We start from the raw sequence: 18,831 nt of genomic DNA on the forward strand, positions 1-18,831 counted from the left end.
ACATGCAAATGGGAACCCGCTGGCCCGTCGGAGCCGAGACCCCCGACCGACTTCCGCCGGCCGTCGTGCTTGCGATCCGCGACGTCGAAGCGCAGCTCGCCGAGGTCGACACGAGCCAGTGGCGCTGGACGCTGACCTGGCTCGAGAACCGGCCGGTCGTGGAGCTCAACGACGGAACAACGATCCGCGTCGACCACGTGGGCGAGGTCACCGTGTCGTTCGATGGGTCGGACGCCCCCGAAGACTCGCTCTAATCGAGACAACGCACACCGAGACGGCGCTGACCGGAACGGCGCTGACCGAGACGGCGCGCCTCTCAGAAGATGCGGAACAGCGGGAGATTCGCCCCCGCGTGCCGCTCTGACAGCAGCCTCTCCGCATCCTGCTCTGCCGCGCGGCGGATCATGAGCTCGTCGAAATCGACGGGCTCTGCGGCGCGGGCGGAGCGACGCTCGCTCCACGCGACGAGCGCCGAACCGATCGCCAATGCTGCTTTTTCGAGGGGTGCCGCCTGCGATTCGCTGCGACCCATCGTGCCTACTGCGTTCATGTTCTCACCATCCCTTAGCGCTGAAATTAGTCCGTGCCACCGACATTGTCGGCGGCCTCTGGTACCTCGTCCGCGTCCATCACGGGGAACGCGTTGAACTGGATCTGGACTGGCCGCGTACCGGGCACGCCCTCCTTCTTGTAGAGCGCCGCATAGCGCTCCGTGATCGTCTCGATCTCCGCGACGAGCTGCAGCAGCTGGTCGGAATTCAGTCGCAGGTTCGTGGTGTTCACCGTGGAGGCCTCGAACCACCGCTTCTCGAGCTGGGAGCTGCCGTTCTGGAGGAAATCGCCAAGCAAGGCGTCGCGGTTGACCTGCCACTCCCGGGTGATCATCTCGCTCGCCGCCCTCTCCGCACTGCGCGGCGCGAAGTCCGTCTCGATGATCGCGAGTCCGTCGGGCGAACGCTCCCACCAGCGCTCCCTGCCCGACCCGCGGGAGGTGTCCTCGCGCACGAAGCCGTGCTTCTCCAGCTGACGCAGGTGGTAACTGGTGGACCCGCTCGACTCGCCCAGCCGGTCGGCGAGCCCGCTGGCCGTGAACGACCCGTAGGTCGACAGGGTGTCGAGGATCCGAACCCGCAGCGGGTGTGCGAGCGCCTTCAGCCCGGTCATGTCGACGTGACGAATGCCCTCGGTGGGCCGCTGCGGAGTTGTCATGGTGCAAAGATACTGCTGCAAAGCTTTCTTTGCAAGGGTTAGTTTGCAAATAGGTCTTTGCACGGACGCCCGTCGGGCTGTCGCCGGGGTCGGGCGGATGTCGCGGCCTAGTCTGAATCCATGACGAACCCGTTCTTCACCGCCAGCACCCTCCCGTTCGGCCTCCCGCCCTTCGCGGAGATCGAAGACGCGCACTACCGGCCGGGATTCGACAAGGGCTTCACCGAGCAGCTGGCGGAGATCGAGCGCATCGTCGCGAACCCGGACGCGCCCACGTTCGAGAACACGTTCCTCCCCCTCGAGCGCAGCGGTCGCGTGCTCGACCGCGTCTCCTCGGTGTTCTACAACCAGAGCTCGTCGCACAGCAGCGAGTTCACCAACGATCTCGAAGAGGAGATCGCCCCGCTCTACGCAGCCCACCGCGACGCCATCCTGCTCGACGCGGGCCTGTTCGGCCGCATCGATTCCGTCTACTCGCGGCTCGACGACCTCGACCTCGACCCGGAGTCGCGCTACCTCGTCGAGCGCTACCACGCCGAGTTCACGATCGCCGGCGCCGGCCTCAGCGACGACGACAAGGAAACGCTGCGTGACTTCAACACCCGGTTGTCGAGCCTCACCACGAGGTTCGAGAAGAACCTGCTGGCCGACACGAACGAGCTCGCGATCGTAATCGACGAGGTCGCCGAGCTAGACGGCCTCGGCGAGGGCGAGATCTCGGCGGCGGCGCAGGCCGCGTCCGACCGCGGGCTCGAGGGCAAGTACCTCCTGACGCTGGTGCTCCCGACGGGTCATCCGTATCTCTCCTCGCTCACCGACCGCCGCGTGCGGAAGCGGATCATGACCGCGTCCCGCTCCCGCGGCGGCCGCGACAACGAGTTCGACAACCGCGACCTCGTGCTGGAGATCACGAAGCTGCGGGCAGAGCGCGCGCGGCTGCTCGGATTCGACAGTCATGCCGCCTACGTCACCGCCGACCAGACCGCCAAGACGCCCGAGAACGTGTTCGACATGCTCGGCAGGCTCGCGCCGATCGCGGCCGGGAACGCCCGCGCCGAGCAGGAACAGCTGCAGAACCTGGCCGACGAGCCGATCGAAGCGTGGGACTGGGCGTTCTACAGCGAGAAGGTGCGCGCCGCCACCTACGACGTCGACACCGCGGCGATGCGCCCGTACTTCGAGGCGGAGCGCGCGCTGCACGACGGCGTCTTCTTCGCGGCCACGCGGCTCTACGGCATCACGTTCGAGGAGCGCCCCGACCTCGTCGCCTACCACCCGGACGCGCGCGTGTTCGAGGTGAGCAACGAGGACGGGTCGCCGCTCGGGCTCTACGTCTACGACCTGTACACGCGTGATTCGAAGCGCGGCGGCGCGTGGATGAACCCGCTCATCTCGCAGAGCAAGCTGCTGGCAACACCCACGGTGGTCGTGAACAACCTCAACGTGCCGAAGCCGGCGCCGGGCTCCCCCACGCTGCTCAGCTACGACGAGCTCACCACGCTGTTCCACGAGTTCGGGCACGCGCTGCACGGGCTGTTCGCGCGCGTCACGTACCCGAAGTTCGCGGGGACTAACGTGTTCCGGGACTTCGTGGAGTTTCCGAGCCAGGTCAACGAGATGTGGATGCTCTGGCCCGAGGTACTCGCGAACTACGCCGTGCACTTCGAGACCGGCGAGCCGATGCCGCGGGAGCTCGTGGACAAGCTGCACGCGTCATCCGCCTTCAATGAAGGCTTCGAGACGAGTTCCTACCTGGCCGCGGCGCTGCTCGACCAGGCCTGGCACGCGCTGTCGGCCGACGTTTCGATTTCGGATGTCGCGGAGTTCGAGTCTGCGGCCCTGGCGAACGTGGGTCTCGACAATCCCGCGGTGCCGACGCGGTACTCGAGCACGTACTTCGCGCACACCTTCTCCGGCGGATACGACGCCGGCTACTACTCCTACATCTGGAGCGAGGTGCTCGACGCGGACACCGTCGACTGGTTCGAGGAGAACGGCGGGCTGACCCGGGCGAACGGCGACCGCTTCCGCTCGCTGGTGCTCGGCGTGGGTGGGTCGAAGGATCCGCTCGAGGCGTTCCGGGAGTTCCGCGGACGCGACGCCGACCTCGCCCCGCTGCTCAAGCGCCGCGGCCTCGCTGCAGGTTGAGTGACGCGGCGCACGGCGCCTGTCGAAACCCGCCGGTCGAGTAACGCGGTCTGGCGCGTATATCGAAACCCGCCGCTTGGGTAACGCGGTCTGCCGCGTATATCGAAACCCGCCGGCTGACCGACTTCCCAGCTCACCCCGCCTCAACTTCGACCCCGAAGCCGACTTCAATCCCGTCCCTCAAGCGCCCCCTCACCCCACCACCACCCCTTTAACCCGCGCGCATCCTCTCCTCCACAGGCACCTCCAAAAAACTTGATTCCACGGGAAATCCCACTTCTGATCAGGGATAACCCGAATGTCAGTGGCCGGAGTGACGATTCACCTATGGACCAGATAGGTGCGATCGCGGAGACCGTGCGGCAGGTGCGCGAGCAGCTCGCCGTGATTGTCGGCGCCTCCCTGAGCGCCGCGACCGACACGGAACTGTGCGCGCTCACCGTCGCCGTGGAAGACGCCGGGCGACTCCTCGACGGCCTGCGCGTGGCCACCGCGGGCGAAATCGGCGACCGGTCCCGCTACGGTCTCGGAAATGATGCGCTTCCCGTGCGGTTCGGGCTTAAACGTGCCAGCCAGGTCGTCGAACGCCTCACCCGGGTCGCGCCCGCCGAAGCGGCTCGGCGCGTAAGCGTGGGCACCGCCGTCCGGCCGCGCACCCACCTAGACGGCTCGCCTCTCCCGCCCGCGCACGCGCCTCTCGCCGTCGCGATGTCCGAGGGCGGTGTGGGTATCGACGCTGCCGCGGTGATCGTGCGCTGCCTCGATCAGGCGCGGTCGACCGCGACCGACGACGACATCGAGGTCGCCGAGGTCGCGCTGGTCGAGACCGCCGCCCGCTGCACGGCCGACGAGGTCGGCATCCAAGCCCGCGCCTGGCGCGAAGCGCTCGACCCCGACGGCGCCGAGCCGCGCGACGAACGCATCTATCGCAAGCGCTCCTTCCTGCTCGGTCGCGAGGTCGACGGGCTCACCAAGTTCTCCGGCGTGCTCACCCCTGTCGACGCTGCGCTGCTCGCCGCAGCGTTCAACGAGGCCGACAAGCCGGGCAACGCGCCCCGCTTTCTCAGCGACGTCGACCGGGCCACGGGCACGACTCTGGTCACCGATGAAACGGGCGAGACCACCATAGAATTCGTCGATCCGCGCAGCCGCGAGCAGCGCCACTACGACGTGGTGACCGGGCTCCTCGGCGCCGGCGTTCGTTCCACCGGCGCCGAGCAAGGCGGTATGCGGTCGAAGGCCGAAGTCACGGCCATCATTACTCTCGACGACCTTCGCAGCGGCCATGGAGTCGGATTCCTCGACGGCACCGACGAGCCGGTTTCGGCCGCAACCGTGCAGCAGTTGGTGTGTGCCAACGGTTACGCGCCGATCTTGCTCGGCGACAATGGCGAGGTCCTCATGCTCGGGCAAACCCAGCGCCTCTTCTCCCCGGCGCAGGTACGCGCACTTCGGGTCCGAGACGGCGGTTGCGTCAACTGCGGGGCTCCGCCCGGCTGGTGCGACGCCCACCACGTCGACCAGTGGGCTCGCGACGACGGTCCCACCGATATCGACAACGGGGTGCTGCTCTGCCAAGACTGCCATCGACTTATCCACAGAAACGCCTTCGCAATGAAGATGATCGGCGGACGCCCGCACATCCTCGCTCCTCCTTGGCTCGATCCAGAGCAGAAGTGGCGAAGGCTCGGCGGTGCACGAACACAGATGATCACGTCGCTGCAAAAGCGCATCGGGTAGCGGCGGTCGGCTCCCGGCAGTCGGCGCTTGGACGGGCTCGGGATTGCCCCGACCGGCCGCCTTGGGCCTGACTGCCGCCGACCGCTGCCCGTATAGTGGCGGAGCTACGAACGAGAGACGGTCGGCGGCTCCTTGCGCTCTCCGGTCGACACGACGGCACGACGGCACGACGGCACGACCGAACGACGGCACGACGGCACGACGGCACGACGGCACGACGGCACGACGGCACGACGACACGGAGACACGGCGACACGGCCGCACGGCCGCACGGCGGCAGCCTGCCAGGCGAGAAGTCACCGGGGGCCCGCGCAGGGCTGCACGGCTCCCGTTGCGAACTACCGCTGTCGGCCGTGCTCCGCCTGGCACCTGACTTCGAAGCGGCCGTCAGGCAGACCCGTGTGGTGGCTTCGGCTCATCGAAGGCGCCGAGCCTGCGACGTCGCCCGAAGCCCGTACGTTACGTGCTCGCGCAACATCGTGATCTGGCGTGCGAGGTTCGGCGTCATGTGGAGCTCGTCGAATCGGGGAGTGCGCTCGACCGCGTCGACGAGCGCGCGCACGAGCCGCCATTGCTCGGCCTGCATCTCCGGGTCGGACCGTAGCCACGGCGAATGTACGAACGCCCCCAGCGCGTACAGGAGCCGATCGACCCCCATAGCCGTCGCGAACGGGTTGACGGTGTTCAAAACCTTCTCGATGGCAAGCACAGCGCGGCAGTCGCCGCACTGCACGGTGTGGTCCTGCGCTTCGATGCACTCGCGCAACAGGATGTCGAGGCGCTCGATGCGCAGCACCTTCACGATCGGCTTTCCCGCGCTGTACGCGGCGACGAAAGGGGTGAGAAATCGGTCGATGGTCAGGTTGTCGTTTGTCATGCCGAGAGTGTCGGTCGAGCGGATGACACGAGAGGTCGTCATGTGGAGGGCGGGCCGGCACCGGCCCCTGTGGAGGAGTCGAAACCCCGCTACGGCAGCAGGACGATCTTTCCGCGCGACTCGCCCGACTCGATGCGTCGCTGGGCCTCGGCCGCCTGGTCGAACGGCAGCGTCTCCGCGACCTCCACGTCGAACCGGCCTTCGGCAGCGAGGGCGGATGCCACGGCAACACCCTCACGGCGCAGCCGCTGCTCCTCGTCGCTGAGCGGCACCGGGTTTCCACCCGACCAGGCACGGATGCCCAGCTCGGCGGCACGCGCACCGACCACGATCGTGCCGATGCGGCTGCGGTCGCTCACGAGCTGGAACGACGCCTCGAGAGCCTCGTCCGTGCCGGCTCCGTCGAGCACGACGTCGAATCCCTGCGGCGCGCCCTCCCGCAGACGCTCGAGGAGCCCCGGTCCGTACTCGACCGGGATGGCACCCAGCTCGCGCATACGCTCCTGGCGAGCGGGACCGCCGGTCGCCACCACGGTCGCGCCCCACGCGACCGCGAACTGGATGGCGGCTTGACCGACCGCACCGGAACCGGCGTGCACGAGCAGGGTCTCCCCCGCCGTCAGCTCGAGCGACTTGAGCGTCTGGTACGCCGTCGCCACCGGGATGCCGACAGCGGCGGCCTGCTCGAACGACCACTCGTCGGGCTTGCGGTCGAGCCGGTCGACCGGCACGGCGAGGAAGGTCGCGTACGCACCGCTCATACTGACGATCACCTCGTCACCCACGGCCCAGTCCGAGACAGCGTCGCCCACCGCGACGATCACACCGGAAGCATCGGAGCCGGTGCGGCGCGGCTCCGTGATCGGCGGCGACGGACGCACCCCCGCCCGCAGTTTGCCGTCGATGGGGTTCACCCCGATCGCCAGCACCTCCACGAGAACTTCACCGGGTCCCGGCACGGGCTGGGGCACAGAGGCGAACTCGAGTACCTCCGGTCCACCGATTCGCGAGTACTGCACAACCGTCGTTTCTGCCAAAGTCTTCTCCCTCACAGGCTCGCGCGAAGCATCCGTCGCCCCTCTATTGCAACACGCCCGGCGCGGCGGACCCAAAGCGTGACGCCGCGCGACGGACGAGCGCAGCCGCGCGACTCCTACCGGAACAGCGCGCTGTAGGCGTTGATCGCCGGCTGACCACCCAGGTGCGCGTATAGGACGTTGCTGCCCGCCGGGATGTCGCCCGACGTCACCAGCTCGATGAGCCCCGCCATCGACTTGCCCTCGTAGACCGGGTCGATGATCATGCCCTCCAGGCGGCCGGTGAGACGGATCGCGTCGAGCGTCGACTCGACCGGGATGCCGTACAGGTCTCCGGCCCACCCCTCGAGCACGGTGATCTCGTCGTCGCGCAGCTCCCGCTCAAGCCCGATGAGGGCGGCGGTGTTGCGGGCGATACGGGCGACCTGATCGCGCGTCTCCCGGATCTTCGCCGACGCGTCGATGCCGATGACCCGGCGCGGGCGCTCCTGACCGGCGAATCCCGCGATCATGCCGGCGTGCGTCGAACCGGTCACGCTGCAGACGACGATCGTGTCGAAGAACACCCCGAGCTCACGCTCCTGCCGCTCGACCTCGTAGGCCCAGTTGGCGAAACCCAGACCGCCGAGACGGTGGTCGGATGCGCCGGCCGGAATCGCGTACGGGGTGCCACCACGCGCTTTCACGTCCTCCAGCGCCTTTTCCCAGCTCGACTTGATGCCGATGCCGAAGCCGGCCGGATCGAGCCGCACCTCGGCGCCCATGATGCGCGAGAGCATGATGTTGCCCACCCTGTCATTGACCGAGTCGGGCCAGTCCACCCAGTTCTCCTGCACGAGCACGGCCTTCATGCCGATCTTCGCGGCGACCGCGGCCACCTGCCGCGTGTGGTTCGACTGGTAGCCGCCGATCGACACCAGGGTGTCGGCGCCCGAGGCGATGGCGTCGGGAACCAGGTACTCGAGCTTGCGGGTCTTGTTGCCGCCGTAGGCGAGTCCGCTGTTCACGTCTTCGCGCTTGGCCCAGATCGTGGCCCCGCCGAGGTGCTGGGTGAGGCGGGGCAGCGTGTGGATCGGGCTCGGCCCGAAGGTCAGCGGGTAACGCTCGAAGTCGGTGATGGCCATGGGTGTCCCTGTCTGTGTGGCGGCGAAGGCGGATGAGCCCCGACGCGACATGCGATATATTGCGTTTTCGAAACGCTAGCATGGGACGCATGCCGACTCCCACACGCCAGGGCGTACACAAACGCCAGCTACTCCGCGACGACGTCTACGAATCGCTCCGCAACGCGATCGTCGACGGCACCTTCGCGCCCGGCGAACGGCTGAAAGACCCGCAGCTGGAAGACTGGCTCGGGGTGAGCCGCACCCCCATCCGCGAGGCGCTCCTGCGCCTCGAACGCGCCGGCCTCGTGATCACCCAGCCCGGACGAGCCACGACGGTAGCTCCCTTCGACCTGGCCTCGACGATCAGCGCGCAGCAGGTCGCCGCGGCGATGCACGAGCTCGCGGCACAGCTGGCCGTCCCGGTGATCACGCCCGAGCAGATCGACGCCATGGTGGCCGCCAACTCGGCGTTCGCTTTGGCCCTCGACGTTGTCGACGCGGACGCGGCACTCGACGCGGACCACGCGTTCCACGAGGTGTTCGTCGCCGCCAGCGGAAACCAGCTGGTGGCGGACGTGCTCGAGCAGACCACTCCCCTGCTGCACCGCGTGGAGCGGATGCGGTTTGCGTCGTTTGCAGGGCGCGCCTCGGTCGCGCAGCACGACGCCGTCATCGAGCGCACCCGGGCGGGCGACGCGACCGGCGCGGCGGCGCTGGTGCGGGAGAACTGGCTCTCGCTGCGCTACACCGGGCTGGAATAGCGGGCAGCAGGCGCCGTTTAGGCCGACTTCTCCTGGCGGCTCTCGACGCGCGGCACGATCGTCGGGGCGGCGTTGTTGAGCACGGCGTCGCGGGTGACGATGACGCGAGCCACCTGATCGTCGCTCGGAACCTCGAACATGATCGGGCCGAGCACCTCTTCCATGATGGCGCGCAGACCGCGGGCACCCGTCTGGCGCAGCACCGCGAGGTCGGCGATCGCCTCGAGGGCGTCTTCGTCGAAGTCGAGTTCGACGCCGTCGAGCTCGAACATGCGCTGGTACTGGCGGATCAGCGCGTTCTTCGGCTTGGTGAGGATGTCCATGAGCGCGACCTGGTCGAGGGGCGTGACCGTCGCCACGACGGGGAGGCGACCGATGAACTCGGGGATGAGCCCGAACTTGTGCAGGTCTTCTGGCAGCACCTCGCTGAAGAGGTTGCGTTCGTCGCCCTTGCTGTGCAGCGGGGCGCCGAAGCCGATGCCCTTCTTGCCCGCGCGCTGCGAGATGATCTCTTCGAGACCGGCGAATGCGCCCGCGACGATGAACAGCACGTTGGTCGTGTCGACCTGGATAAATTCTTGATGAGGATGCTTGCGACCACCCTGCGGCGGAACGGAGGCGACCGTGCCCTCGAGGATCTTGAGGAGGGCCTGCTGCACGCCCTCGCCGGAGACGTCGCGGGTGATCGACGGATTCTCGGCCTTGCGGGCGATCTTGTCGATCTCGTCGATGTAGATGATGCCGGTCTCGGCGCGCTTGACGTCGTAGTCGGCGGCCTGGATCAGCTTGAGCAGGATGTTCTCGACGTCTTCGCCCACGTAGCCGGCCTCGGTGAGGGCGGTGGCGTCTGCGACGGCGAACGGCACGTTGAGGCGCTTCGCGAGCGTCTGGGCGAGGTAGGTCTTGCCGCAGCCCGTGGGGCCGATCAGGAGGATGTTCGACTTCGAGATCTCGATGTCGTCGAGCACGGTGTCGACGGAGGCGATGGTCGAACGGGCCCGCACACGCTTGTAGTGGTTGTAGACGGCGACCGAGAGGGCCTTCTTGGCGGCCTCCTGGCCGATCACATACTCTTCGAGGAAGGAGTAGATCTCGCGGGGCTTGGGCAGTTCGAACTCGCTCGACGCTTCTTCGCCGGCTTCGGCGAGACGCTCTTCGATGATCTCGTTGCACAGCTCGACGCACTCGTCGCAGATGTACACGCCGGGCCCGGCGATGAGCTGCTGAACCTGCTTCTGGCTCTTTCCACAGAAGGAACACTTGAGCAGGTCGGCGCTCTCTCCGATGCGAGCCATGTGCAGCCTCCCTCAATCACCGTGTGCTACGTGCACCGAGCCTAACCTGTGCCACCGACGGCCGCTGGCACTCGACGATATCCAGCGCGTCGTCGTGCGGCCCGCGCCAGCACGGCGACTCCCTATCCAACGTACAGGCAGGCACGAACTAGTCTGAAGAGGTCCGGGTTTTTCCGGCACGACAGGGGCGGGAAATGACGACACGGTGGGCGCGATTCGCGCGCGGCTGGCTCGCCGCCGTGTTCTCCACCCTCGTGGCCGCGGGCTCGCACACCCTCGCCGGCGGATCGGCCCCGAGCGCCGTGTCCCTCGCCGTCGCCCTCGCGTTCGCGGGAATCACCTGCATCGCCCTGACCGGCAAGACGGTGTCGCTCCCCCGGCTGACCGTCTCGGTGCTGCTGAGCCAGGTCGCCTTCCACGCTTTTTTCAGCACCATGAGCGCTCCCGCCGGGCTGGTACAGTCCGCGACCACCGTACATTCCGCGAGCACGGGGGTACACGAGCACGGCGCGTCCGCCGTGCTGCTCGCGGGAAGCAGGACCGGCGCGCACCACTCCGACGGGTGGATGTGGCTCGGCCACGCGGCCGCGGCGATCGTCACGATTCTGACGCTGCGTTACGGCGAGGGCGCCTTCTGGCGTCTGCGCGGCGTCGCCGCCCTGTTCGTGCGCACGGTGCTCGCCTCGGCCCCCGACGTGCGACCGCTGCCCCGGATCATCCGGCGCCCGCCCGCCACCGGTCATCTCTTCGTTCCGCGCATCTGCGCGATTCTGCGCTGTTCTCTCGGCCTGCGGGGGCCACCCGTGTCGTCTTTCTCCCAAGACCACACACCTAACCCGCAGAAGAAAGAACCAACCATGAAGAAAATCATCATCGGCGTGCCCGCAGCGATCGGAGCGGGCCTCCTGCTCGCCGTCGCGGCGCCCCTCTCGGCCAACGCGCACGTCACGATCGACCCGGGTCAGGCTGCCGCCGGTTCCTACACCGTCGTCACCGTCAAGGTCCCCAACGAGTCGGAGACGGCCACGACGAACCGTGTCGAACTCGCGCTTCCCACCGACACCCCCTTCACCAGCGTGCGCTACGTGCCCGTCGCCGGCTGGACGGCCGAGCTCGTCACAACGACGCTGCCCGAACCCGTCACCATCGGCGAGTCGACGGTCACCGAGGCGGTCACGTCGGTCGTCTGGACCGCCGACGCCGGATCGGAGATCGGGTCGGGCCAGCTGCAGCTGTTCCCGCTCTCGCTCGGACCGGTGCCCGACACCGGATCGGTCACGCTGCCGGCCGACCAGGGCTACACCGACGGATCGACGGTCAGCTGGAACGAGACCGACGCCGACGCGGAACACCCCGCTCCGGTGCTGTACATTAACGACGCCCCGGCCGACGACCACCACGCGGGCGCGTCCGTCGAGACCGCCGAGGCTCCCACCGCCGATGCCGCCCCCGCCGACGACGTGCTCGCGCGCGTCCTCGGCATCGGCGGCCTCGTGGTCGGCGCCGTGGGCGTCGTGCTCGCCGTAACCGCCCGTCGCGGAGCATCGACCAGCAAGTCGGTGAACTAACCGTGGCCGGCCACCGCCGTCCCCTCGCCATCGTCACCCTCGGGGCGGCGGTGGCCCTCGGCGCCGTTCTCGGCTTCGCGGCGCCCGCCCAGGCGCACGACGTGCTCGTGTCTTCGACGCCCCTGCAGGGCGACGTGCTCACGACACTGCCCACCGAGTTCTCGGTCACGATGAACGAGACGATCCTCGACCAAGGAACCGGGACCGGTTCGGGAACCAACTTCGACATCCAGATCACGGATGCGATGGGTCGGTTTTACGGGGACGGTTGCATTTCGCTCGTCGACGCGACGATGAGCACGCCGGCGGCTCTCGGAGCAGCGGGTCAGTACACGATGAATTGGCAGCTCGTCTCCAGTGACGGTCACGTCGTGAGCAGCGCTCCCTCGAGCTTCGGCCCGATCACGTTCGAGTGGGCGCCACCCGCCGACGCCACGCCCAGCAAGGGCTCGGCGACGGCGCCGGTCTGCGGCGAGACCGCCGAGGATCCGGAGCCCGAGATGACGACGCAGGCCGAGGACCCGGCCGAGACGCCGACCGCGACCCCGGGCGCCGAGGCGGACGACCCCGCCGACAACAGCACGACCACGCTGCTCTGGCTCGGTGGCGCGGCCGTCGCCGTCGTCGCGGCAATCTCGGCGACGCTGCTGCTGGTGCGCCCGAAGAAGCGGGACGACGAGGAGTAGAACCGCGCCACGGAACGCAAAAAGGCCGCTCCCCGTCGAAACGGGGAGCGGCCTTTTGCGTGGAGTGCGGTGCCTAGGCGGTGATCGCCGGCACGTTCTTGCGGCTCTCGAGCACCTGGTCGATGAGACCATACTCGAGGGCCTCGGCCGCGCTGAGGATCTTGTCGCGGTCGATGTCCTTGTTCACCTGCTCGGGCGTGCGGTTCGAGTGGTGCGACAGGGTCGACTCGAGCCAGCCGCGCATGCGGAGGATCTCGGCGGCCTGGATCTCGATGTCCGATGCCTGTCCGCGGCCGGCGTCACCGGTCGAGGGCTGGTGGATGAGGATGCGCGCGTTCGGCAGAGCGAGGCGCTTGCCGGGCGTTCCGGCCGCCATGAGCACGGCGGCGGCCGAAGCAGCCTGGCCGAGCACGACGGTCTGGATGTGCGGCTTGATGTACTGCATCGTGTCGTAGATGGCCGTCATCGCGGTGAACGATCCACCGGGCGAGTTGATGTACATCACGATGTCGCGGTCGGGGTCCTGGCTCTCGAGAACGAGAAGCTGGGCCATAACGTCGTCGGCCGAGGCGTCGTCGATCTGCACGCCGAGGAAGACGATGCGGTCTTCGAACAGCTTGGCGTACGGGTCCTGGCGCTTGTAGCCGTAGGCCGTGCGCTCCTCGAAGGTGGGCAGGATGTAGCGTGACTCGGCCGAGGGACGGGCGACGCCACCGAAGTTGTAGTTGTCCATGCTCGATTCCTAGTTCTTGGCCGCGGTGTCGGGGTCGTCGGAGACGGTCTCGTCCGTTCCGCCACCGCCGACGACGTTGGAGGCGAATTCGCGGATGTGGTCGACGAAGCCGTACTCGAGGGCACCCTTCGCGTCGAACCAGTTGTCGCGGTCGTTATCGATGAGCACCTGCTCGATCGACTTGCCGGTCTGCTCCGCCGTGAGCTCGGCCATGCGCTTCTTCATGTCGAGGATGACGAAGGCCTGGGTCTGGATGTCGGCCGAGGTGCCGCCGAATCCACCGGACGGCTGGTGCAGCAGCACGCGGGCGTTGGGCGTGATGTAGCGCTTGCCCTTCGTCCCCGAGGACAGCAGGAACTGTCCCATGGAGGCCGCCATGCCGATACCGACGGTGACGATGTCGTTCGGTACGAACTTCATCGTGTCGTAGATCGCCATTCCGGCGGTGATGGAACCACCCGGCGAGTTGATGTAGAGGTAGATGTCGCGCTTGGAGTCTTCTGCTGCAAGCAGGAGGATCTTCGCGCAAATTTCGTTGGCGTTGTCATCCCGCACCTCTGAGCCAAGCCAGATGATGCGGTCCGCGAGGAGTTGGTCGAAAACACTGCTGACCAATGCCGGTTGGGCCATTGTTGCGCTCCGTTTCAGTTGTAACTTGTTTCGAATCTACTGGAGGTAACGCACGCATACCGGCGTGTTCGCCTACGGCAGATTGGCGCGCGTCGCGCGGAGCCGTCTGCGGCGGCCGCGGGTCGGCGGCCCCTAAGCTCGACGGATGGTCGAATCGTGGGAGTCGCGCGTCGCCGCCGTCTGGGCCGCCGCCGAATCGTCGCCCGATGAGGCGGTGCTCGTCGCGATCGACGGGCTGGTCGCCGAAAGAGGGGCGGATGACGCGGCTGCCCTCTTCGAGTCCGCCGGTGTTCGCGACTACCTCGGCCGTGAATCGGAGGCCGAGCCCCTCTACCGCGCGGCCATCGCGGCCGGACTCGACGCCGAGCGTCACCCGCAGGCCGTCATCCAGCTGGCGAGCACGCTGCGCAACCTCGGGCGCCCCGCCGAAGCCGTCGACCTGCTGGGCGACCTTCTCGCCGAACACGCCGCCGACGAGTGGACTGCGCCCGCCGCGGCCTTTCTGGCGCTCGCACTCGCGAGCGACGGGCGCGAGCGGGACGCGGCATCCGTCGCCCTGTATGCCCTCGCCGACTCCCTGCCCGTCTACTCCTCCGCGGTCCGGCGCTACGCGCTCGAGCTGCGCGGTTAGCTACACCGGTTCTACTGCGAGAAATCCGGGTCTGCTGAGGCCGTCGTGAGCCAGCGCACACCGTCGGCGTCCGGCCCTGCGATCTCAGCTTCGCTCACGGCCTCGTAGGGAGTCATCACTTCCACCATGGCGGCGATCCACGCCCAATCTTCCGGAGTCGTGGGTTCTGCCATCGCCCGCCAGCGCGCGTCGCCCTCGCGTGCGGGAACAGCGAACCGCACGCCGAATCGTCCTGGACGGAACCCGGGATCCCCGTCGAAGATGAGCTCCACGAATAATCCTACGAGTCGGCTCTCGACAACGGTGACCGACGACGCGGGACCGGCCGCTACCGCTCTCGTAACGAGCCCCCCCCAATCGGGCCGTTCGTCATCGGACTGCGCCATAGCCAAGGAGCTTACGGGCGCCCGCCGCGCGAGCAGCAGCGCGGCCACGTTCGCTCCGACGATGAGGGCGATGCCGACCCACTCGATCCCGCCGAGGCGTTGCCCGAGCAGAACGGCCCCGACCAGCGCGGCGAAGATCGGCTGCACGCTCATAAGCAGTCCGAACAGGTGCGCGGGCACCCGGCGCAGGGCGATCAGGTCGGCGACGTAGGGCACGGCCGAGGCGAGCACGCCCGCGGCGACCGCGAACCCGACGGCGGCCGGGGTCGGCGGCGATACCACGAACACCACGATGCCGACCGGAACGAACAGCAGCGCCGACACGGTCGCGGCCGTCGCGGTGCCCTGCAGTCCGGGGATCCGCCTGCCGACGGTGCGGTTGAGCAGAATGTACGCGGCCCAGCACACGGCGGCGAGCAACCCGGCGGCGAGACCCACATAGTCGGTCGTCGGTTGCGGCCGCATGATCGCGGCCACACCGGCGACCGCTGCGATCGAACACAGGATGCCGCCCCGCGAGCGGGAACCCGCGATGGCGATGGCGAGCGGGCCGAGGAACTCGAGGGTCACGGCCAGCCCGAGGCCGATACGGTCGATGGCGGTGTACAGGCCGAGATTCATGACCCCGAACACGAGCGCGAGCAGCAGCACGGGCCACCACTGGGCACGCGTGAAGGCCCAGAAGCGCGGGCGGGCGAGGGGAACGAGCACGGCTGCCGCCACGAACTGCCGCACGACCACCACGCCGGTCGGCCCGATCTCCGCGAACGCGAACGACCCGACGGCGGCCCCCACCTGGTTGGACAGCGCGCTGCCGAGCAGGGTGGCGACACCGGTGGCGGTGCGGCGCGGCTCGGTCATGCCGCCAGTCTTGCGCCGCGCGATCCGATCCGTAAATGCATAGTCGGCCTCACTCATACACTGGACGCATGAGTGTCGAACTGCGGGAACTGCGGTGTCTCGTCGCCATCGTCGACCGGGGCACGTTCACCGACGCCGCGCTGGAGCTGCGGATGTCGCAGGCCGCCGTATCGCGGAATCTGGCGTCCCTCGAACACAAGCTCGGCATCCGCCTGCTGGGTCGCACGACACGGCGGCTCGAACTGACGGCCGCGGGCGAGCGGGCACTGCGCCAGGCACGACGGGTGCTCGGCGGGGTCGACGAGCTCGAGCGCGAGGCGCGGGGCGAGAACGAGCGGGTGCGCATCGGCTACGCCTGGTCGGCGCTCGGGCGTCACACCGTGCCGTTCCAGCGGAGGTGGGCGGCGGCGCACCCCGGCATCGAACTCGAGCTGGTGCGATCGAACACCGCCACCGCCGGACTCGACGACGGCACGGCGCACCTGGCCATCCTGCGCAGGCCGCCGCCGACCGACGACTACGACCTCGTGCTCATCGGCTTGGAGAAGAGGGTGTGCGCCATGGCGGCTGACGACGGCTGGGCGAAGCGCCGCTCGGTGACCCTCGCCGAGGTGGCGGAGCGCCGCGTGGCGATCGACGCGGCGACAGGAACGACGTCTCTGGGGCTGTGGCCGGCGTCCACTCCCCCGCGCGGGGTCGTGAACACGCACGACGTCGAAGACTGGCTGACCGTGATCTCGTCGGGGCGCGCCGTCGGGGTGTCCGCGGAGTCCACGGCCGACCAGTACCGCCGCCCCGGCATCGTCTTCCGACCGGTGCGCGACGGGCCGCCGATACCCGTCTACATCGCGTGGAGCCGGGGGGATGTCCCGCGCGACCGCGATGCCGTGGTCGAACTTCTCGTCGACCTGTACCGGTAACGCGCAGGCCGTCGCCCTTCCCGCCCGCCGCCCCTACCGTTAGCATGAGCCGGGGGGAGTCAGCGGCGCGCGAGCGCACGGCCTCGGCGTACACACTAACCGGACTGCTGCGCCCAGCCATACTGGAGCCCCCACATGACCACCCGCACCCTGCGCCACGCCCTGACCTCGGGAGGCGCCACCCTCCTCCTCGTCGCGGTCGGCTTCGTTGCCATCCCGCCGGCGACGGCCGCGACCGCCGCCACCGCGCCGCCCGTGACCATGGGCGACTACGCGGAGTCCGACTTCGCCGCGGCCGCCACCGCGCTGCCCGACGAACTCGTGTCGGCACTCTCCCGTGACCTCGGGGTCAGCGCAGAGACCTACCTCGCCGAGGCGGCCGCGGCGACCGACGCCGTCGAGGTCGTAAAGTCCCTCGCCGACGCGGGAGTCGACGTGGTCGGTTCGGCAATCGACGAGACGACGCTCACCGTCAACGTCGCCGACCAGGCCGACGCCGCCCTGGTCGAGAAGGCCGGCGCCGTCGCCGAGCTGGATGCACCGGTCGCCGTGGACCTCGCCGGAATCGAGTTCTACAGCGTCGCCGACATCTTCGGCGGTGAAGCCATCAGCTGGCAGGTCGGAAACACCGTCGGGCGCTGCTCGGTCGGATTCTCGGGCTTCGCGACCGCCTCAGGGCAGCCGCAGCTCGCCACGGCCGGCCACTGCCTCGCGGGCATGGCGGGCATGACCGGCCAGGTGAACGCGGTCACCCAGAGCGCGCCGAGCGCTCCCGCCACGGCCGCCTCCCCCATCGGCCTCCCCGTCGCCGGTTCGCAGGCGTTCGGCGGCGGCTTCGACAGCGGCCTCGTGGCCGGCACGGCCGCCGGCTTCGTCGGCTACCCCGCGGTCGCCACGTGGGGCGGCGGTGCCGGAGCACCGCGCTCGTCGGCCGCGCTTCCCGTGCAATCCACCTCGGCCGCCATCGTCGGCGCGACCCTCTGCAAGTCGGGCAGCACCACGGGCTGGACCTGCGGCACCGTGCGGGCCATCGACTCGGTGCAGCGCATCAACGACAACGGCAGCAGCAACGACGTCAACTCGATCATCGCCACCACGTGTGTGCTGCCGGGCGACAGCGGCGGATCCGCCCTGATCGGCCAGGTCGCCGTCGGCGTCACGTCGGCCAGCAGCAGCGCGACCGCGTGCGGCGGTAGCAACTACCTGTCCACCTTCTTCCCGATGGTCTCCCCCACCGGCATGAGCGTCACGGCGGCGTACGGCGGCGGCTGGGAGCCGGCGGTGACCGTCGCCACCCCCGTCATCACCGGTGCCTACGGCGGAACGCCATCGGCGCCCGGTTCCATCACAGGCACGCTCGACGCCGCGAGCGCTTCGAGCACCGTGAGTGTCTATCTCGACGGCGCGACCACCCCCGCGGCGACCGCGTCGGCGGCGGGCGGCAGCTGGTCGATCGCCCTCCCCTCCATGGCGGGCGGATCCCACAACTACAGCGTGAAGGCCCGATGGGGAACCTGGTCGGTTTCCGCGGCGGCAAGCGGCGCCGTCTCGATCACGGGTACGCCGGCCGCCACCAACGGCAGCGCGGCCCTCGTGATGGCCCTCTACCGCGACGTGCTGTTCCGCTCGGCCGCTCCCGAAGAGGTCAGCGGCTGGAGCGCGATCGTCGCGAGCGGCCAGTCGATTACCGGCGGATTCCTCCTGAGCGACGAGTACCGGCTGAACAAAGCCACGAGCGCCTACCGCACGATCCTCGGCCGCGAGCCGGAGGGCGACGCCATCTACGGCTGGCTCGCGCTGATGCGCAACGGCACCGTCATGACCGAGGATCTTGACAAGCAATTCCTCGCGTCTGAAGAGTTCTACAACAACGCCGGCGCAGACAACGTGCGCTTCGTTCAAGCCCTCTACACACGCATGCTCGGCCGCTCCGCATCCATGCAAGAGAGCGTCGGATGGTCGTTCCAGGCCTTCCACAACGGCCGCCCGGCGGTGGTCAATGCCATTTGGGGATCGATGGAGGCGGCCCGCTCCCGTGTGTCCGCCATCTACTTCGAGTACCTCGGCCGCTATGCCGGAGAGTCGGAGACCTACGGGTGGGCCGTCTACGGCCAGAACAACGGCGATGCGCAGCTGCGCTCCGCGATCACCGGCAGCCAGGAGTACTACGAGCGCTCGATCGCACGCTTCCCCGGCGCACAGCCCTAACCCCGGATCATCCGGAGAGAGAGAAAGGGCCCGTC

At 68.6% G+C, this 18,831-nt stretch carries 18 protein-coding genes; 9 read left to right on the forward strand and 9 right to left on the reverse strand.

Features of this window, described 5'->3' with window-relative positions; genetic code table 11:
- Positions 1-2: 2 nt before the first annotated feature.
- Positions 3-254 carry a hypothetical protein gene (locus IEV96_RS05955; protein WP_188509737.1) on the forward strand — a complete coding sequence of 84 codons (252 nt, stop codon included), beginning with the start codon at positions 3-5 and terminating at the stop codon, positions 252-254.
- Positions 255-316: 62 nt separating this feature from the next.
- On the opposite strand, the gene IEV96_RS05960 is transcribed toward IEV96_RS05955, so the two are convergent.
- Together IEV96_RS05960 and IEV96_RS05965 are read right to left on the reverse strand one after the other, a co-directional pair.
- Entirely contained in the window at positions 317-550 is a 234-nt protein-coding gene (locus IEV96_RS05960; protein ID WP_188509738.1) for a hypothetical protein, read from the reverse strand.
- 26 nt (positions 551-576) lie between these two features.
- A complete protein-coding gene (locus tag IEV96_RS05965; RefSeq protein WP_188509739.1) occupies positions 577-1,209 on the reverse strand; it encodes an ArsR/SmtB family transcription factor in 633 nt (210 codons plus the stop codon).
- 120 nt (positions 1,210-1,329) lie between these two features.
- Here IEV96_RS05965 and IEV96_RS05970 point away from each other — a divergent pair, with 120 nt between their 5' ends.
- Positions 1,330-3,357: a M3 family metallopeptidase gene (locus IEV96_RS05970; RefSeq protein ID WP_188509740.1), complete on the forward strand. Its 2,028-nt coding sequence runs from the start codon at positions 1,330-1,332 to the stop codon at positions 3,355-3,357.
- A gap of 327 nt (positions 3,358-3,684) precedes the next feature.
- Positions 3,685-5,097: an HNH endonuclease signature motif containing protein gene (locus IEV96_RS05975; RefSeq protein ID WP_188509741.1), complete on the forward strand. Its 1,413-nt coding sequence runs from the start codon at positions 3,685-3,687 to the stop codon at positions 5,095-5,097.
- 415 nt (positions 5,098-5,512) lie between these two features.
- Here IEV96_RS05975 and IEV96_RS05980 read toward each other — a convergent pair whose 3' ends face one another.
- The 3 genes from IEV96_RS05980 to IEV96_RS05990 form a co-directional block, all read right to left on the reverse strand.
- The gene (locus tag IEV96_RS05980) at positions 5,513-5,974 is read right to left on the reverse strand and encodes a hypothetical protein (protein WP_188509742.1); all 462 of its coding nucleotides are present in this window, start codon (positions 5,972-5,974) and stop codon (positions 5,513-5,515) included.
- Between the two features lie 89 nt (positions 5,975-6,063).
- The gene (locus IEV96_RS05985; RefSeq protein ID WP_229733088.1) at positions 6,064-7,011 is read right to left on the reverse strand and encodes an NADP-dependent oxidoreductase; all 948 of its coding nucleotides are present in this window, start codon (positions 7,009-7,011) and stop codon (positions 6,064-6,066) included.
- A gap of 116 nt (positions 7,012-7,127) precedes the next feature.
- Positions 7,128-8,135 carry a 1-aminocyclopropane-1-carboxylate deaminase gene (locus IEV96_RS05990; RefSeq protein ID WP_188509743.1) on the reverse strand — a complete coding sequence of 336 codons (1,008 nt, stop codon included), beginning with the start codon at positions 8,133-8,135 and terminating at the stop codon, positions 7,128-7,130.
- An 89-nt stretch (positions 8,136-8,224) separates the two neighbouring features.
- On the opposite strand from IEV96_RS05990, the gene IEV96_RS05995 reads away from it, so the two are divergent.
- Complete coding sequence (locus IEV96_RS05995; protein WP_188509744.1) at positions 8,225-8,878, forward strand: GntR family transcriptional regulator; 654 nt, start codon at positions 8,225-8,227, stop codon at positions 8,876-8,878.
- A 17-nt stretch (positions 8,879-8,895) separates the two neighbouring features.
- On the opposite strand, the gene clpX is transcribed toward IEV96_RS05995, so the two are convergent.
- Positions 8,896-10,173 carry an ATP-dependent Clp protease ATP-binding subunit ClpX gene (gene clpX, locus IEV96_RS06000; protein WP_188509745.1) on the reverse strand — a complete coding sequence of 426 codons (1,278 nt, stop codon included), beginning with the start codon at positions 10,171-10,173 and terminating at the stop codon, positions 8,896-8,898.
- A gap of 194 nt (positions 10,174-10,367) precedes the next feature.
- On the opposite strand from clpX, the gene IEV96_RS16630 reads away from it, so the two are divergent.
- Complete coding sequence (locus IEV96_RS16630) at positions 10,368-11,741, forward strand: YcnI family copper-binding membrane protein (RefSeq protein ID WP_229733090.1); 1,374 nt, start codon at positions 10,368-10,370, stop codon at positions 11,739-11,741.
- A gap of 2 nt (positions 11,742-11,743) precedes the next feature.
- Positions 11,744-12,427 carry a copper resistance CopC family protein gene (locus IEV96_RS06010; protein ID WP_188509746.1) on the forward strand — a complete coding sequence of 228 codons (684 nt, stop codon included), beginning with the start codon at positions 11,744-11,746 and terminating at the stop codon, positions 12,425-12,427.
- A 73-nt stretch (positions 12,428-12,500) separates the two neighbouring features.
- Here IEV96_RS06010 and IEV96_RS06015 read toward each other — a convergent pair whose 3' ends face one another.
- Together IEV96_RS06015 and IEV96_RS06020 are read right to left on the reverse strand one after the other, a co-directional pair.
- Positions 12,501-13,160, reverse strand: coding sequence for an ATP-dependent Clp protease proteolytic subunit (locus IEV96_RS06015; protein WP_188509747.1), 660 nt, complete (start codon positions 13,158-13,160; stop codon positions 12,501-12,503).
- A 9-nt stretch (positions 13,161-13,169) separates the two neighbouring features.
- A complete protein-coding gene (locus IEV96_RS06020; protein WP_188509748.1) occupies positions 13,170-13,790 on the reverse strand; it encodes an ATP-dependent Clp protease proteolytic subunit in 621 nt (206 codons plus the stop codon).
- A gap of 145 nt (positions 13,791-13,935) precedes the next feature.
- Here IEV96_RS06020 and IEV96_RS06025 point away from each other — a divergent pair, with 145 nt between their 5' ends.
- Complete coding sequence (locus tag IEV96_RS06025; RefSeq protein WP_188509749.1) at positions 13,936-14,421, forward strand: tetratricopeptide repeat protein; 486 nt, start codon at positions 13,936-13,938, stop codon at positions 14,419-14,421.
- Positions 14,422-14,432: 11 nt separating this feature from the next.
- Here the strand turns inward: IEV96_RS06025 and IEV96_RS06030 are convergent, their stop codons facing one another.
- Complete coding sequence (locus IEV96_RS06030) at positions 14,433-15,668, reverse strand: EamA family transporter (protein WP_188509750.1); 1,236 nt, start codon at positions 15,666-15,668, stop codon at positions 14,433-14,435.
- A gap of 68 nt (positions 15,669-15,736) precedes the next feature.
- Here IEV96_RS06030 and IEV96_RS06035 point away from each other — a divergent pair, with 68 nt between their 5' ends.
- On the forward strand, positions 15,737-16,588 hold the full coding sequence (locus IEV96_RS06035) for a LysR family transcriptional regulator (protein WP_188509751.1): 852 nt from the start codon (positions 15,737-15,739) through the stop codon (positions 16,586-16,588).
- 135 nt (positions 16,589-16,723) lie between these two features.
- Positions 16,724-18,796, forward strand: coding sequence for a S1 family peptidase (locus tag IEV96_RS06040; RefSeq protein ID WP_188509752.1), 2,073 nt, complete (start codon positions 16,724-16,726; stop codon positions 18,794-18,796).
- Positions 18,797-18,831 lie beyond the last annotated feature (35 nt).

Source organism: Conyzicola nivalis, from assembly GCF_014639655.1.
Classification (GTDB): Bacteria; Actinomycetota; Actinomycetes; order Actinomycetales; family Microbacteriaceae; genus Conyzicola; species Conyzicola nivalis.